At 25.9% G+C, this 17,392-nt stretch carries 14 protein-coding genes and 1 pseudogene; 7 read left to right on the forward strand and 8 right to left on the reverse strand.

Annotated elements, in window-relative coordinates; translation table 11 throughout:
- From BP769_RS02090 to rfbD, 7 genes and pseudogenes are all read right to left on the reverse strand, one after another.
- Window positions 1–404, reverse strand: a pseudogene (locus tag BP769_RS02090) (glycosyltransferase family 2 protein); the annotation flags it as partial.
- Window positions 405–434: 30 nt separating this feature from the next.
- Window positions 435–2,084 (reverse strand): glycosyltransferase family 2 protein, encoded by a 1,650-nt coding sequence (locus tag BP769_RS02095; protein WP_413825338.1) that lies wholly within the window; start codon window positions 2,082–2,084, stop codon window positions 435–437.
- A gap of 17 nt (window positions 2,085–2,101) precedes the next feature.
- Complete coding sequence (rfbB, locus tag BP769_RS02100) at window positions 2,102–3,115, reverse strand: dTDP-glucose 4,6-dehydratase (RefSeq protein WP_413825340.1); 1,014 nt, start codon at window positions 3,113–3,115, stop codon at window positions 2,102–2,104.
- A 20-nt stretch (window positions 3,116–3,135) separates the two neighbouring features.
- On the reverse strand, window positions 3,136–3,699 hold the full coding sequence (gene rfbC / locus BP769_RS02105; RefSeq protein ID WP_413825343.1) for a dTDP-4-dehydrorhamnose 3,5-epimerase: 564 nt from the start codon (window positions 3,697–3,699) through the stop codon (window positions 3,136–3,138).
- Window positions 3,700–3,718: 19 nt separating this feature from the next.
- Complete coding sequence (gene rfbA / locus BP769_RS02110; RefSeq protein WP_413825346.1) at window positions 3,719–4,588, reverse strand: glucose-1-phosphate thymidylyltransferase RfbA; 870 nt, start codon at window positions 4,586–4,588, stop codon at window positions 3,719–3,721.
- Window positions 4,589–4,607: 19 nt separating this feature from the next.
- Complete coding sequence (locus BP769_RS02115; protein ID WP_413825349.1) at window positions 4,608–5,444, reverse strand: methyltransferase domain-containing protein; 837 nt, start codon at window positions 5,442–5,444, stop codon at window positions 4,608–4,610.
- Window positions 5,445–5,474: 30 nt separating this feature from the next.
- Window positions 5,475–6,308 (reverse strand): dTDP-4-dehydrorhamnose reductase, encoded by an 834-nt coding sequence (gene rfbD, locus BP769_RS02120; protein ID WP_413825352.1) that lies wholly within the window; start codon window positions 6,306–6,308, stop codon window positions 5,475–5,477.
- A gap of 270 nt (window positions 6,309–6,578) precedes the next feature.
- Here rfbD and BP769_RS02125 point away from each other — a divergent pair, with 270 nt between their 5' ends.
- From BP769_RS02125 to mmp11, 6 genes are all read left to right on the forward strand, one after another.
- Entirely contained in the window at window positions 6,579–7,823 is a 1,245-nt protein-coding gene (locus BP769_RS02125; protein ID WP_413825354.1) for a nucleotide sugar dehydrogenase, read from the forward strand.
- Between the two features lie 30 nt (window positions 7,824–7,853).
- Entirely contained in the window at window positions 7,854–9,104 is a 1,251-nt protein-coding gene (hacA, locus tag BP769_RS02130; protein WP_413825357.1) for a homoaconitase large subunit, read from the forward strand.
- Between the two features lie 11 nt (window positions 9,105–9,115).
- Window positions 9,116–9,601, forward strand: a complete 486-nt coding sequence (locus BP769_RS02135; protein WP_413825359.1) for a 3-isopropylmalate dehydratase small subunit — start codon at window positions 9,116–9,118, stop codon at window positions 9,599–9,601.
- 106 nt (window positions 9,602–9,707) lie between these two features.
- The gene (locus BP769_RS02140; protein ID WP_413825362.1) at window positions 9,708–10,721 is read left to right on the forward strand and encodes an isocitrate/isopropylmalate family dehydrogenase; all 1,014 of its coding nucleotides are present in this window, start codon (window positions 9,708–9,710) and stop codon (window positions 10,719–10,721) included.
- Between the two features lie 347 nt (window positions 10,722–11,068).
- Complete coding sequence (gene ribH, locus BP769_RS02145) at window positions 11,069–11,485, forward strand: 6,7-dimethyl-8-ribityllumazine synthase (RefSeq protein WP_413825365.1); 417 nt, start codon at window positions 11,069–11,071, stop codon at window positions 11,483–11,485.
- A 51-nt stretch (window positions 11,486–11,536) separates the two neighbouring features.
- Window positions 11,537–12,472: a methanogenesis marker protein 11 gene (gene mmp11, locus BP769_RS02150; RefSeq protein WP_413825368.1), complete on the forward strand. Its 936-nt coding sequence runs from the start codon at window positions 11,537–11,539 to the stop codon at window positions 12,470–12,472.
- Window positions 12,473–12,553: 81 nt separating this feature from the next.
- Here mmp11 and BP769_RS02155 read toward each other — a convergent pair whose 3' ends face one another.
- Window positions 12,554–14,275, reverse strand: coding sequence for a glycosyltransferase (locus BP769_RS02155; RefSeq protein ID WP_413825371.1), 1,722 nt, complete (start codon window positions 14,273–14,275; stop codon window positions 12,554–12,556).
- Between the two features lie 912 nt (window positions 14,276–15,187).
- On the opposite strand from BP769_RS02155, the gene BP769_RS02160 reads away from it, so the two are divergent.
- A complete protein-coding gene (locus BP769_RS02160) occupies window positions 15,188–17,347 on the forward strand; it encodes a Tex family protein (protein ID WP_413826770.1) in 2,160 nt (719 codons plus the stop codon).
- The last annotated feature ends 45 nt before the right edge of the window (window positions 17,348–17,392 follow it).

The following is a 17,392-nucleotide window of genomic DNA, read 5'->3' on the forward strand; positions in this document are numbered from 1 at the left end:
ACCTCAAAAACATAATTATTTAAATAGAGTAAATTATTTTTCAAAATTTTTTCATGTAACTGTAAAGAATTTACAGGAAATGTTTTTTTACCTTCATATTGCCCTTTAAGAATATAATGAACTAAGGGATTAATACCAGAGTCTATAATCTCGGGATAAGCATTTAAATATTTATTACCATTAAATTTTAAGCTAGGATATTTTCCTTCATTGCCTCCATAAAATAAATAATGGGTTAATGGATCAATTCCGGATTTAGCTACATTATAATAAGTATTTAAATAAAATTCTTTATCAAATAAATCTGTGTCTAAAATTTTTTTATATGCTTCTTCGTAAAGGGAAGCTTTCTTAACATTGAATTTTGATTTTTTAAGAAAGCTAAGTTGTGATACATCATTCATAATAATTTATACTCCACTAATCTCTTAGAATTATTTCTTTTTAAATGTCCCGATAATAGAACGTAATGGTTTAGTAACTTTCCAAGAGTTTGAATTAATCATTTCTTCAATTATATTATTTTTTGATTCAATGATTACTTTTTGATTAGATATTTCTTCATTTTGATTATTTATTATTTGATTTAAATTAATCAAAGCCTTATCTTTTTCATTAATAGCCTTATCTTTTTCACCTATATCAGAATAAGCTTTTATTAATTTATTATTATTATTTTCAATTTCTTTTTGTTTTAAAACAAATTGTTCTCCAATTTGAGAATTAGACAAAATTTCGATTTTGAATTTTATTTCAATATATTTAATGTTTTCAAAATCGCCTACAATCAAATATTCGGGGTCAGGGGTTGTGAAAATTTGTTTGTTTTCATCTAATACATTTTCACAATTATATCTTCCTACTTTAAATTTCTTATTATTTGAAGTAATAGATAAAATTTGACAAAGACAAAAAGCATTCTCTACTGGGTCAAAACGTATGTTTTCAATTTTATTAAAATTTTCCACATTAAATTTTAAATCTATAATCTCATCTAAACTATATTTTAAAACAATTTTATCTTTTTCATTAAAACCTTCCCCAACATCAATGTATAAATTACTTAAATATATAGGGTTTATATATTCATCAAAAAATTTATATTTTATTAAATAATCTAATGCATTCATTTTCCCCATATCAAGCAGTTTTTCTTGATTTGAAAATGGATATTCTGGAAAATTTTTTTCAAAAAGATTTAAAATTCTTGTAGGAAATTTATCAGACAAAATTTTTAAGTTATTGAAAATTTCTTTTTGATCCTCAAATGTAAAATTAATATTTAACATCCAAAATATATTATCATAAGTAAATTTTAAAGCTAAAAAGTATATTAAATCTTCATATTTGGGACAATTATCTTTTACTTCCAATATTAAAAGAATACATCTTACTAAATCTTCATTATTTTTTTTGGAAATTGATTGAGTTATTGAGGAACCATCTTCTTCGTAGCGATAGTGATATGTTGAATCCGTTGTAACAATGATTTTATTGGAATTTATTAAAGTTTCGACAGAAGTTATATTATCTTCATATAAAATAGATGGAAAATTTAGATAAGGGAATAGTTTCTTTGAATAAATCTTATTCCAAGAAGCTGTTGCAAATATTATTTCTGGAACATCATTTAAATTAGTAATAATATGATCTTTTTCATAAATTTTTTGATGAATATCCTTTGGAGGGATTGCACCATCAGGATTAAATAATTCATATTTATAGATTACTAAATCTGTATTTTCATTAGTTAAAAATAAATTTAAGCAATTTTCATATGCATTTTCAGAGATATAGTCATCACTATCTAAGAATGTGACATAATCAGCAGTAACATACTTTAAACCCAGATTACGAGTAGGCCCTAAGCCTTGATTTTTTTCTTGCTCGATTATTTTAATTGAGGGATATTTATTTGCATACTCATTAACAATGCTCATACTGTTATCTAAAGTGCAATCATTGACAACAATTACTTCAATATTTTCTATCCCTAATGATTGATTTATTACAGAATCTAAACATTCTTTAATATAATTTTCTACATTATATACTGGGATTATTACACTGATTTTATAAGTCATCTAATCACATTTTTATTTTATTTCAAAGTATTTCCATACATTTTTTTATAATATTCTTGATATTCTCCACTTTTTACTTTATTCATCCATTTTTGATTTTCAAGATACCAATTGATTGTTTCAACAATCCCGGTTTCAAATGTATATTTAGGCTTCCATCCTAATTCTGTCCTAATTTTATTAGAATCAATAGCATAACGTTTATCATGACCTAATCTGTCATTGACAAACTTTATTAATGAATAATCTTTATTTAAAGCGGATAAAATTAATTTAACAATCTCAATATTCTGTTTTTCATTATGTCCCCCAATATTGTATATTTCTCCCAATTTTCCTTCATGAAGAACTAAATCTATAGCTGTACAATGATCATAAACATGTAACCAATCCCTAATATTCTTTCCATCACCATAAATTGGTAAAGGTTCATCTTCTAAAGCATTAGAAATCATTAATGGTATTAATTTTTCGGGAAATTGATAAGGACCATAATTATTAGAACATCTAGTAATGTTTACAGGCAAATCAAATGTGTTATGATATGCTCTTACCATTAAATCTGCACTTGCTTTTGTTGCTGAGTATGGACTATTAGGTTGAAGGGGTGTTTCTTCTGTAAAATATCCTGTTTTCCCTAAACTTCCATAAACTTCATCAGTAGAAACTTGTAAAAATTTTTTAATATTGTGTTTTTTTGCAGCATTTAACAAATTTTGTGTTCCTAATATATTTGATTTAATAAATATCTCTGGATCTTTTATACTTCTATCAACATGGCTTTCAGCCGCAAAGTTAACAATGTAATCAACTTTAGAAACTAAATTATCAATAAGTTTTTTATCTGTAATATTTCCTTTTACAAAATTATAATTTGGGTTTTTTTCTATTCCTTCTAAGTTTTCAAGATTGCCACAATAAGTTAAAGCATCTAAATTTATGAATTTATAATTTGGATATTTTTCAATCATATATCTAATGAAATTACTTCCAATAAATCCTGCTCCACCTGTAATTAAAATTTGAGTCATATATATCCCTTATATTGTTTTTAAAAATTTGTTTCAGTATCTTTCATTAATTTCCAGTTTTGATCTTTTTCTGATAAAAGAATATCTTCTTCATTTATTTCATCTAATGGCCATTTTATACCGATATCTGGGTCATTCCACAAAATTCCACCTTCATCATCAGGAACATAAAAATCTGTACATTTATAAACAAATTCTGCTTCATCGGAAATTACAAAAAATCCATGAGCAAAACCTTTTGGAATGAATAATTGTTTTTTGTTATCTTCAGATAATGTTTCACCAACCCATTTTCCGTATGTATTTGAATCTTTTCTCAAATCTACCGCAACATCGAAAACTTTTCCTCGGATTACTCGAACTAATTTCCCTTGAGGATGGTTATATTGGAAATGTAAACCTCTTAATACTCCTTTGGTTGATTTTGATTGATTATCTTGAACAAATGTTAAATTTATTCCTTGATCTTTAAAATCATTTTCATTGTAAGTTTCCATGAAATATCCTCGGTCATCACCAAAAACTGTTGGTTCTACTGTGAAAACATCCTCAATTTCTTTTTTTATAATTTTAAATTTTCCCATATTATCATTATCCTAAAATTTATGATTTTTTAGCTAAATTAATTAAATATTGACCATAATCTGTTTTTTTCAATGGTTCAGCTAATTCTAATAGTTTTTCTTTAGAAATATATCCTTTATTAAAAGCTATTTCTTCTAAACATGCAATATAAAGACTTTGTCTTTTTTGAATTGTTTCAATAAAATTTCCTGCTTCAAGTAAACCTACATGTGTACCAGTATCTAACCAAGCCATTCCTCTTCCAAGTAATTCAACTTTTAATTTATTTTGATTTAAATAAGCTTCATTTATTGATGTTATTTCTACTTCACCCCTGTCTGAAGGTTTAACTTTTTTAGCTATTTCAATAACATTATTATCATAAAAATAAAGCCCAGGAACAATATAATTAGATTTAGGATTTTTTGGTTTTTCTTCTACAGATAATACGTTTCCGTTATTATCAAATTCAACTACACCAAATGCTTCGGGGTTATTTGTATAATAACCAAATATAACAGCACCTTCTTTTAATTTTGTAGCTTTTTCTAAAATTTCAGTTAATCTATGCCCATAAAAAACATTATCTCCTAAAATTAAGCATACATTATCTTCACCAATGAAATCTTCACCAATGATGAAAGCTTCTGCTAAACCTTTAGGTTGTGCTTGTTCTTTATATGTAAATGAAATTCCTAAATCAGAACCATCCCCTAAAAGATCTTTATACATTGGTAAATCTCGGGGTGTTGAAATAATTAAAATTTCTTTTATTCCTGCTAACATCAAAACAGAAATAGGATAATAAATCATTGGTTTGTCATATAATGGTAACAATTGTTTTGAAACCGCTTTAGTAATTGGATACAAACGAGTTCCTGATCCTCCAGCTAATACTATTCCTTTCATTTTTAACCTCTTAAACTATTTATAATTTTTTTATTTTATTAGCCCATTTAATTGCTTTTCTATTTTTAAACTCATTAATTTCATGATTTAAATGACTTAATTCATCATCTTTTATTTTTAATTTCTGATTTAAATGACTTATTGTTTCATTTTTTAATCTTAATTCTTGATCTAATTTACCTCTCATTTCCCATTTTTCATCATAATTCAAATTATTTAATTCATTAAGAGAAAAATTTTTGGAAGGAGTATTGTCCCCATAAACAACTATAATTTGCTCTTTTAAAAAATAGTTTCCAGCATCAAAAAAAGTTGGTTCTACTTCTTTATAAAATAATAATTGTTTAGAATCCAAACTTAATGGAAATGAATCATAATCAAAATAGAATAAATGTTCTTCATACAATGGATTTTCTCGGAAAGGAACAGCAATAATTAAATATTTACATTTTTTTGATAATTTTTTAGCAATAAAGAATGGATCTTTAAAGTGTTCTAAGGTATGAGAAGTAATTATTACATCAAAGTTTTTATCTATGTCAAAAATATCATCACATATAAAAGAAACTTTATGATTTTTATAATTGTTATTAGCTTTTTCTATTGCTGCTCGTGCGAAATCCACACCGATAACATTTGATTCTGGAAAATTTTCATGCAATAATTGAGATCCTTCACCCATTCCACAACCCATATCACATAAAGAGTAATTATATTTTTTTATTTCTTTTTTTAACCATTTAGGTAATCTTTCAATTAGAATTTGATAATGGAGAAAAGACTGTTCTGGGCCGTGAGCTTCTTCCCAGTCAGTTTCAAATCTATGTTGCCAATAATTTTTATCATTCATATTCATAATTTTCACTTTTTTTATAAAAATTTAAATTCAACAAGTTAGTAAATATTCTTTTAATGCTTCTTTATAATTTCTTAAAGGTTTAAAACCCTGTTTAATCCATTTATCATTGCTTAAGACAGAATATTTTGGTCTTGGTGCAGGTCTTGGGAATTCTTCGGTTGTAACTGGTGTTACTTTAACATTTATATTTGCAAGCTTAAAAATCTCTTTTGAAAATTCATACCAAGAACAGCTACCTGAATTTGTTAAATGGTAAACACCATATTTATCTGTTTTAATAATTTCTGAAATTCCTTTAGCTAAATCATAAGTAAATGTTGGTGATCCTATCTGATCATTTACAACATTTATTTCATTATGGGATTTTGATAAATTTAACATTGTTTTAACAAAATTATTACCCTCACAACCATATAGCCATGCTGTACGTATAATAAAGTATTCATCAAGTATTTTTTGAATAAATTGTTCACCCTCTAACTTAGTTTTTCCATAAGCTGTTTGGGGGCCCAAATTATCATTTTCTTTAAGTGGTTCGGTTTTTTTACCATCAAAGACATAATCTGTGCTAATATGTACTAATGGAATTTTTAAATCTTTACAAACAGTAGCTAAATTTTTAGGACCTAATGCATTCACTTTATGAGCTTCTTCATAATTTGTTTCACAATCATCGACATTAGTATAAGCTGCAGAATTTATCAAAATATCTGGTTTCATTTCATTAATTTTTTCAATAACTAAATTTTTATTTGTAATATCTAAATTTTTAGAGTTATATAATATTAATTCATGATTTTTCAAAGTTCTTTGTAAATCATGACCTAACATTCCACTTGCACCGGTTATTAATATTCTCATGAAAAAACCTTCTAAATTTTATTACTTTTTTTAAAATTTTTCTATAATTATATTAATACAATTTATTATATTAATATTGTATAAATTTTGCTCAAATAATAATGTTAAAATTGATAAATTAAATAATTTAAAATTTATATAGTTTTATAAATTTTAAGAAAAAAATAATTAAATAAATATATTTATTAATAAATTAAATATTTAATTGATTTAAAATAATCTTTTTAATCTAAATTAAAAAACAAATAAATTTAATAGCTGGTAGTGAAAATGAAAATTTGTATAATAGGACAAGGTTATATCGGACTTCCAACTGCTGCTCTTTTTGCTAAAAATGGATGTAATGTTTTAGGAGTAGATATTGATGAAGAAATTGTTAATAATCTGAATAAAGGTAAAATACATATAGAGGAACCTGGAATTGGGGACATAATAAAGAAAGCTGTTGAAAAAAATGTTTATCATGCTTCAATGAACCCTGAAAAATCCGATGTTTTCATAATTACTGTTCCTACCCCATATATAAAAGAGAATTATAGTTGTGATTTAAGTTATGTTATAGCAGCTTGTAATGAAATTTTAGACTATGTTGAAAAAGGTAATACAATTATTGTAGAATCAACTATTGCACCTATGTCAACAGATAATATTATAAAACCTATATTTGAAGATAAAGGATTTATTATTGGGGAAGACATTTATTTAGCACATTGCCCTGAAAGAGTTCTTCCAGGACAAATTATAAACGAATTAATCAATAATGATAGAATTGTAGGTGGAATAACTCCATTATGTAGTGACAAAGCAGCTGAAGTATACTCAATTTTTGTTAAAGGAAATATAATGAAAACTGAAGCAAAAACTGCTGAATTATCAAAATGTATGGAAAACACTTTTAGAGATGTTAATATTGCATTAGCTAATGAGTTAGCTAAAATTAGTGCTGAAATAGGTGTGAATGCATTAGATGTTATAAAATTAGCAAACAAACATCCTAGAGTAAATATTCATTCACCTGGACCTGGAGTAGGTGGACACTGTTTAGCAATTGATCCTTACTTTATCTATGCTTTAGCTCCAGATACAGCTAAAATAATTAAATTAGCTAGAGATACTAATAAAAGTATGCCATCTTTTGTATCTGAATATGTTGAAAAAATTTTAGATACTGAAAAAGATGCAAAAATTGCTATTTTAGGAGTTTCTTATAAAGGAAACACAGGAGATACAAGAGAAAGTCCGGCTTTTGAGATTATTAATCTTTTAAAAAACAAATATACTTTGTCCATTCATGATCCTCATGTGGAAAATGATAATTATGAAAGTTTTGAAGATGCTACAAAAGATGCTTCACTTTGTTTAATTTTATCAGATCATGATCAATTTAAAAACTTAGATTATGATTATATTTTTAATAATATGAAAAATCCTATAATATTTGATACAAAAAACATTATTGAAGATGTTCCTAATAATATAACTCTTTATAATTTTGGTAATTTATATAAAATTTAATTGGAATTGTATTTAATGGAGAGTTAATTTATGTCAATGACAATGTCTGAAAAAATTCTAGCTAAAGCATCACAAAAAAATAGAGTAGATGCTGGTGAAATTGTAATTGCTGATATAGATATAGCTATGATGCATGATTTAACTGGACCTTTAGCTATTGAATCTTTTAATAAAATTGGAACTGAAAAAGTTTGGGATAAGAATAAAGTAGTAATTCCATTTGATCATCAAGTACCAGCAGACTCTTTGACTTCTGCTAATAATCATATTTTAATGAGAGATTTTGTAAAAAAACAAAATATTAAAAATTTTTACGATGTAAATGAAGGAGTTTGTCACCAAATTCTTCCGGAATTTGGTCATATTGTGCCTGGAGAAATTGTTGTTGGGGCAGACTCCCATACTTGTACCCATGGTGCTTTTGGGGCTTTTTCAACTGGTATTGGATCTACAGATATGGCAATGGTATTATCAACAGGAAAATTATGGTTTAAAGTCCCTGAAACAATTCAATTCAATATTGAAGGAACACTAAAAGATAATGTATGCTCTAAAGATGTTATTTTAAAAATAATTGGGGATATTGGGGCTGATGGTGCAACATATAAATCTTGTGAATTTTCAGGTTCTACAATTAAAGATATGGATATATCAGATAGAATGGTTTTATCAAATATGGCTGTTGAAATGGGAGGAAAAACTGGATTAATTGAACCTGATGAAAAAACTGTTAATTATGTTAAAAAACATTCCAATAAAAATTTTAAAATATATAAAACAGATAAGGATGCAGCTTCTTTAAAAGTTATAGATTTTGAAGTTAATAATCTTGAACCTCAAGTTGCTTGTCCTAATAATGTAGATAATGTTAAACCTGTGAGTGAAGTTGATGTTGAATTAGATCAGGTATTTTTAGGATCATGTACTAATGGAAGAATTTCAGATTTAAGAGATGCTGCAAAAATTTTAAAAGGGAAAAAAGTTGCAAAAAATACAAGAATGTTAATTTATCCTGCATCTAGAGAAACTTATTCTAAAGCATTGGACGAAGGATTAATAAAAATATTCATAGAAGCAAATGCTCTTGTGATGAATCCATGTTGTGGTCCTTGTTTAGGAGGGCATACTGGATTAATTGGGCCTGATGAAATAAGTCTCAGTACATCAAATAGAAATTTTAAAGGGCGTCAAGGTAGTCCAGAAGGTAAAGTTTATTTATGCTCACCTTCAACTGCAGCAGCATCAGCAATTGAAGGGCGAATAACTAATCCCAATGAATAGGAATAGATATTATGAAAGGAAAAGTTTGGAAATTTGGAAATGATATTGACACTGATATAATTCTTCCTGGAAGATATTTGATATATACAGATGAAGAAACTTTGTCTAAACATTGTATGGAAGGTATATGTCCAAATTTTAAAGATAAAGTTAATAAAGGTGATTTTATTGTTGCTGGAAAAAATTTTGGATGTGGTTCATCTCGAGAGCATGCCCCTATAGCTATTAAAAATTCAGGTATTAATGTTATAATTGCAGAATCTTTTGCAAGAATATTTTATAGAAATTCAATTAATATTGGTTTACCTCTTCTTGAAACCCCCAATATAAGTGAGTATATAGAAGAAGGGGAAGAATTAGAAATAGATTTTAAAGATGGATTAATAATTACAGAATCTGGAAAAACTTTTAAATTTAAGAAATTACCTCCTTTTATGTTAAATATACTTAAAAATAATGGTTTGATTAATTATCTTAAAAATCAAAATCAACTTTAATTTTTTTTATTAATTTAAAATAAAAATTAAAAAATTTTAAAATATTTACTTTTAATATAAAATTAAATAAATAAAAAAACTTTAAAAAATTACATTAGGTGGATATATGTATAATATTACTGTAATTCCTGGAGATGGAATAGGAAAAGAAGTCATGAAAGCAACATTATCTGTTTTAGATGCTTTAAATTTAAATTTAAATTATACTTTTGCTGAAGCAGGTGATGAATGTTTAGAAATAAATGGAGAACCTTTACCTGAAAAAACAATACAATTATGTAAAAAATCTGATGCTTGTTTATTTGGTGCTGCTGGAGAAACTGCAGCAGATGTTATAGTTAAATTACGTCAAGAAATGGAATTATTCGCTAATTTACGTCCAGTTAAATCATATCCTGGGACAAATGCACTTTTTGAGGATATAGATTTTATGATTGTTAGAGAAAATACGGAAGGATTATATAAACAAGATGAAGAAAAATATACAGAAAATGGAGCAGAAGCGAAAAGAATAATCACTAGACAAGCTGAATCAAGAATTTGTGATTATGCATTTAAATATGCGCTAAAACATGGAAAAAGTAAAGTTACGGGTGTTCATAAAGCTAATGTTTTAAAAAAAACAGATGGTTTGTTTAAAAAAATTTTTTATGAAACTGCTGAAAATTATAAAGATAAAGGTATTGATGCAGAAGATTTTTATGTTGATGCAACAGCAATGTATCTTATAACTCAACCAAAAACATTTGAAGTTTTAGTAACAACTAATCTTTTTGGGGACATATTATCTGATGAAGGTGCTGGTCTTGTAGGAGGATTAGGACTTATTCCTTCAGCAAATATTGGTGAAAATGGGGCTCTTTTTGAACCAGTGCATGGATCCGCTCCAGATATTGCTGGAAAAGGAATAGCTAACCCTTTAGCAATGCTGCTTTCTGCTGTTATGATGCTTAACTATTTAGGAGAAACTGAAGAAGCTGAAAATTTAGATAAAAGTATTTTAAAAGTTTTAAAAGAAAGTAAAAATTTAACTCCTGATTTAAATGGAAATTCAACAACTGATGAAATGGCTGAAGCAGTTAAAATAGAATTATTAAAATTAAATAAATCATATATATAGAACATACTAAATTTTTTTAAAATGAGAAAAATTAAGTTGGATAGAGCATTAAATTTTTAAAAAGTTTTTAGATAAAAAAAATTAAATTATAAATTTGATAATTTTTTATTTTTTTAGTTAATATTATAAATAAAATTAATTAAAAATATAAGATATATTTATATGTGAATTTTTTTAAAAGAAATTTTTCTTTTAGTATTATTTTAACAAATTTTGAGGAGATAATTATGGATAGGATGAAAATTATTGCAATATTTATTATATTAATTATGGTATTCAGTGCTGTAGCTGGATTCTTATTAATGTTAGCATAAATGAATTAATTTAAATGATTGGAGGAATAAAATATGGCAAAATATAATATTGGTGCAGTTGTTGCTGAATTTAATTTTGATTTAACTAAAATGATGTTAGACTTAGCTAAAGAAGAAGCTAAAGTTCTTAATGCTGAAATAACAAAAGTAATTATAGTTCCTGGTGTTTTTGATATGCCTTTAGCTATTAAAAAATTATTAGAAAAAGATGATATTAATGCAGTTATTACATTAGGTGCTGTAATCGAAGGGGCAACAAATCACGATCAAATTGTTGCACAACAAGCATCTCGTAAAATAACAGATTTATCTTTAGATTATAACAAACCTGTAGCTTTAGGTATTAGTGGCCCAGGTATGACTAGATTAGATGCACATAAACGTATAAATTATGGTAAAAAAGCTGTAGAAGCTGCAGTTAAGATGTGTATGAGATTAGAAGAAATATAAATTTAATTAATAATATTTTTTTTATTTATTTAACATTATTAGAATGATATTATGGAAATTTTAAAACCTAATGATTTAAAGAAAAAATTCAATGATCCATGGGTAGCACCATATGAAAAAGAAATAACCATGGTAGATGGAAACACTGTTGAACTTGTTGAATTTCATCCATGTGTATCTGGTTCCCACTGGTTAATGCACCAATACAAAAACAGTAGCGAATTAATTACTAATGCTTATAGAGATGGAAATAGACATGTTTTCACTTGTAAAGTTGGGAAAAAGCCTATTAATTTAAAAGCTAGTTTTAATGCTGCAGGTATTGAAGAAGTTAGTGTTAGTGGTAATGAAGTAAAAATTGTTCATACTGGACTTGCTGGTGCAGGTGTTGGAGCTGCTATGTGTAGAGGTATGGGTGATGGAGTTAAAAGAGTTGAATTAATTGAAATAGGTGGTGGATCCAAAATTGGAAAAGCCGCTGTAATAACCCCAAAAATGGAAAAAATTGTTATTGGTATTGATGATACAGATACTAAGGATTCTGGAGCAACATGGACAATGGCACATAATGTTGGGATGGAACTCAAAAAAGAAGGTTTTGAATATTTAGATCATATTATTGTTCAATTATATCCAAATAATCCACATAAAACTCAAAATTGTGTTTCTATTGCATTAACTTTTGCTGTTTTACCCGAACAAAAAGAAAAATTAATTAATAGAATTATAGAAATTCTTAAAAGAGATACTTTATCAGATAAAACAGCTATAGCCGTATTAGAAGGTTTAAAAATACCTAAAAAATTAAGAGAATATGCAATAAATACTAAAAAAGGAATGATGAACATAAAAACAGCCGAAGATGTAGCTAAAAAATTAAACATTCCATTAATTAGTGTTACTGGTGATCAAGGAAAAATAGGAGCTTTAGCTGCTTTAGGCCTCTATAATGACCATGAAGAAGCAGTTAAAGTATATAAAGATTAATTTTTTACTATTTTTTTATATATTATATTATTCACTATAAAAAAAATTTTTATAGTGAAATATTTTAAATTTAAACTTTTTTTAATTTGTATAAAATTCTATAAACGAATTTTTATTTGATGATAAAAATTGTGAAGATGTAGTTTCATTCATAGAATCATCAAAAGATAATTCAATAACATTATTCCCACTATAAAATTTTAAAGTTTCATTATTCTTAATATTTTTACCATTAAACATTCCTATTATATTTCCATTATCTGAGACAGTATATTGTGAGTCATTTTTAAATGATCCAGAAATAGTTTTAATATGTTTTCCATTTAACGTTATATTTACTTCTGTTTCATTAGATTTATGAGCAAATATTTGGAAATTCTCCTTTAAAACTGTTGAATTGTTTAGATTTGATGAATTAATTGTATGAGAAACAATTGAAGAATCAAATATTCTATTTAAACGACTGTTAGATATTACATCTCCTGAACTAACATCTAAATATCTTCGAGCATCCGATGGTATTCTTAAAGTATTTGCTTCACCTGGCCTAGTTTCATTCACTGAATAGGTTGTATCACCAAGCTCAATCGTATCACCAATGTCCATTTGCATAGTAGTTAAAGCATCCTGTGGAACCCTTATAAAATTTGTTTCATTTTCAATAGCACTATCAACTGTATACGGCCCTCTAACAGATATTGTTTGTTGTTGGTCAGGATGTGAAAATATTATAAGATTTCTAGAAGTTGGTTCTACTGAAATCACCCCATCATTAATAGTTGTTGCACTCATAAATGTTGTTAACATTAAAATTAAGATTAATCCACACACTAAAAATGGGAAATGCATTTTAAGAAAAGATTTTAATATTGATCCCCTAGATCCTTTTTTAAGAATATTAAAAGATTTGGACACTAATTTGATTACATAATAAATTGTTAGTATCACACCTATAACTGCAATTATAGAACCTAAAAATAATGGTATGGGTTGAACAAAAAATATTGTGAAAAGACCTAAAATTATAAGTGAAAGACCCATGATAGCCATTCTTATATAATTTCCAAGAGTATCCATCATTGTCACACGGCCGTATTCAACCGCCCTATTAATAATTGTTCTAACAACTTCATTAGCCATTTTATTAAGATCTGATAATGGGGACATGTCATGTTTGATGTTTCCGATGTCTACTTCTTGAATTCGAATTCCATGCACATCTGCATCTAAAACAATACCTACATCCACACCATAATCTTCTTCAAACTTTATTTTATTTAATGCAGTTCTTTTTCCTGCAAATTGTCCACTTAATGGTTGTTCAAATACTATTTCTGGGAAGAAAAATTTTAGCAATGGTTTCGCGGTAAGCTCTGTTACTCTCCCACTTTCTCTTGCAAATTTTGTTTTTGTTATATCTGTTTTTCCTTCTAGTATAGGCTTAATTATATTATCAACTTTTTTTGAGGTGAGATTAGATATGTCAGCATCTATAAATGCAACTATATCTGATTTTGTATTTTTAAAACCTGTTTTAATTGCAGCACCTTTACCTAAGTTTGATTTATGACTTATAACTTTAGATCCTGCAGACATAGCTTCTTTTACAGTATTATCTGTGGATCCATCATCAACTACTAAAATTTCATTAACATAATCTATTTTTTTTATTACCGTTACAATTTTAGCAACTGTTTTTTCTTCATTATAAGCAGGTATTACAACAGAAACAGATGGGTTTTTATTATTTGTAGTTTTAATTGATGCTAATAAAAATACAATTAAAACTATAAACCAGGACATTATTTTCTTACCTCAACTTTATTATTATATATCAAAAAATTTATCTATTTTAATATATTTATTTTAGAAATTTAAAAAGTTTATTATAGATTAGATAATTTTTAAAAAAATATTTCTTAAAAAAAATCTGTTCGATGAATTCCGAAAGTTATATAAAGTATAAATTAAAATATATAATTAAGGTAATTTAATATAAAATAATGAAGATTATGCTTTAAAATTTTAAACATTATTCAAGAAAATAAATTTAAATAAAAATTTTATTAAAAAAATTTTATTTATATAATATAAAACTATAAAAGATTATAAAATTTTCTAATATATAAGTGGGGAATAAAAATTATAACCTTAACAAAAGATAAAGAAGAAAAATTAAAATATTATATCAATGAAAATTTCCCTGAAATTAATTTTGAATATCAAATTGATGATAAAAAAATTTATATTATATCTAATAAATTGATATATCAATTAGAAATTAGTGAAAATCATATTAATGATTTAGAAGTGATTTTAAATGGTGATTTTAAAGGAATAATATCTACTAAAGGCTATTATGCATTAGTTTACTTATTGGATTCTTAATAACTTTTTATTACTTATCATTGATTTTAATATGAAATTAAATTTTATAATAATTTTAACTTATTTTTATGGATTTTTAATCATTAATTTTTTTACTGTATGTTTATACTAAAAAGTTTAAATAATTATCAAAAATATTTTTTTATATATAAAAATATATTGTAAAAAAATTTGGAATTTATAATTAAAATAATAAACTATAAGGATACTTTTTTTAAATAAATATTATTAATCAAACTAATTTTTATTAATTATAAAAATATGAAATGATAAAAATATATAATATAAATTTTAGTATATTACTTTTTATTAGGAGATAATTATTATATGATTGCTGAAACATTATCTGAAGAATTAAATATTAAAAATTGGCAAAGTAATGCGGTTATAAACCTCATTGATGATGGGAATAGTATTCCTTTTATAGCTAGATATCGTAAAGAAGTAACAGGCTCATTAGACGATGAAACTTTGAGAAATTTTAATGAAAGATTAGAATATTTACGTAACTTAGAATCTAAAAAAGAAAAAATAATTAAAGTTATTGATGAACAAGGAAAGTTAACAGAAGAATTGGCTAAAACAATCACCAATGCTAAAACTTTAGTCGAATTAGATGATATTTATCGTCCATATAAACCTAAAAGAAGAACTAGAGCAACAATAGCTAAAGAAAAAGGACTTGAACCGTTAGCTGATACAATTTTAAAACAGGAAATAGATGTTCCAGTTGATAAAATAGCTATGAATTATTTATCTGAAGAATTAAATGTTAAAACAACAGAGGATGCTATAAATGGGGCTAAAGATATTATTGCTGAAAAAATTTCAGACAATGCCCAATTTAGATCTTTAATTCGTCAAGTTAGTTTTGAGGATGGGGAATTAGAAATTAATGCTAAAGATAAAGATGTTGAATCTGAATATGAAATGTATTATAATTATAATGAACCTTTAGATAAAATTGCAAATCATAGAATTTTAGCTATCAACCGAGGAGAAAATGAAAAAGTTCTTAAAATAAAAATAAAAACACCAGAAGAAGATATTTTTAGTTATTTAAAAAGACATGTCTTATTAAATAAAAGTGAAAAAATCACTCAACCAGAATATAATAAATATACTGAGAAAATTTTAGAGGAAAGTATTTTAGATTCTTATAAAAGATTAATTGCTTCAGCAATTGAAAGAGAAATAAGGAATGAATTAATAGAAAGAGCAGAAGAAAGTTCTATTAAAGTTTTTTCAGAAAATTTAGAACAATTATTAATGCAAAATCCAATTATTGGAAAAACTGTTTTAGGTTGGGATCCAGGATTTAGAACAGGATGTAAATTAGCAGTAGTTGATAAAACAGGTAAAGCATTAGATACCTGTGTTGTTTTTCCAACTGAACCTAAAAATAAAATAGTAGAAACAAAAAGTATTGTAAAAGATTTAATTAAAAAGTATGATATTGATTTAATTGCATTAGGAAATGGTACCGCCTCTAGAGAATCTGAAATTGTAATTACTCAATTAATTCAAGAGATAAACAAAGATGTGCAGTATGTTATTGTTAGTGAAGCAGGAGCTTCTGTTTATTCTGCCAGTAAATTAGCTACTGAAGAGTTTCCAGAATATGATGTTGGAGAAAGAAGTGCAATCTCTATTGCTAGACGTTTACAAGACCCATTGTCTGAATTAGTTAAAATTGATCCAAAATCAATTGGTGTTGGGCAATATCAACATGATATGAATCAAAAAAAATTAAGTGACTCTTTAAATTTTGTAGTTGATAAATCTGTGAATAATGTTGGTGTTGATTTAAATACAGCTTCTGTTTCTCTTTTAAAACATGTGTCAGGTATTAGTAAATCTGTTGCAAAGAATATTGTGAAGTATAGGGAAGAGAATGGAATTTTTAGTAATAGAAAGGAACTTTTAAATGTTCCAGGTCTTGGTCCCAAAGCTTATGAACAATGCGCAGGATTTTTAAAAGTTATTAATAGTGAAAATCCATTAGATAGCACAAGTGTTCATCCTGAATCTTATAAAGCAACTAAAAATTTATTAAAATATTTAGGATACTCTTTAAATGATATTGGTTCAAAAAATCTTGATTTAAATGATTTAAACTATGAAGAACTTTCTGAAAAATTAAATATTGGAAATATTACATTAATAGATATTGTTAAAGAACTTAAAAAACCAGGAAGAGATCCTAGAGAAGAAATGCCCAAACCTATTCTTAGAAGTGATGTTTTAGAATTAGAAAACTTAGAAGAAGGTATGATATTGCAAGGAACTGTTAGAAATATTGTTGACTTTGGAGCTTTTGTAGATATAGGTGTTCATCAAGACGGATTAGTTCATATTTCTGAATTAGTTGAAAATAAATTTGTAAATCATCCATTAGATATTGTAAGTGTTGGGGATATTGTAGATGTTAGAGTATTGAATGTTGATTTAGATAGAAAACGAATTCAATTATCTATGATTATTTAAACAAATTATTATTTTAAATTTGTAAAATTCAACATTAATAAATAA

This window comes from Methanobrevibacter sp. UBA417, from assembly GCF_002508845.1.
Taxonomy (GTDB): domain Archaea; phylum Methanobacteriota; class Methanobacteria; order Methanobacteriales; family Methanobacteriaceae; genus Methanobrevibacter_A; species Methanobrevibacter_A acididurans.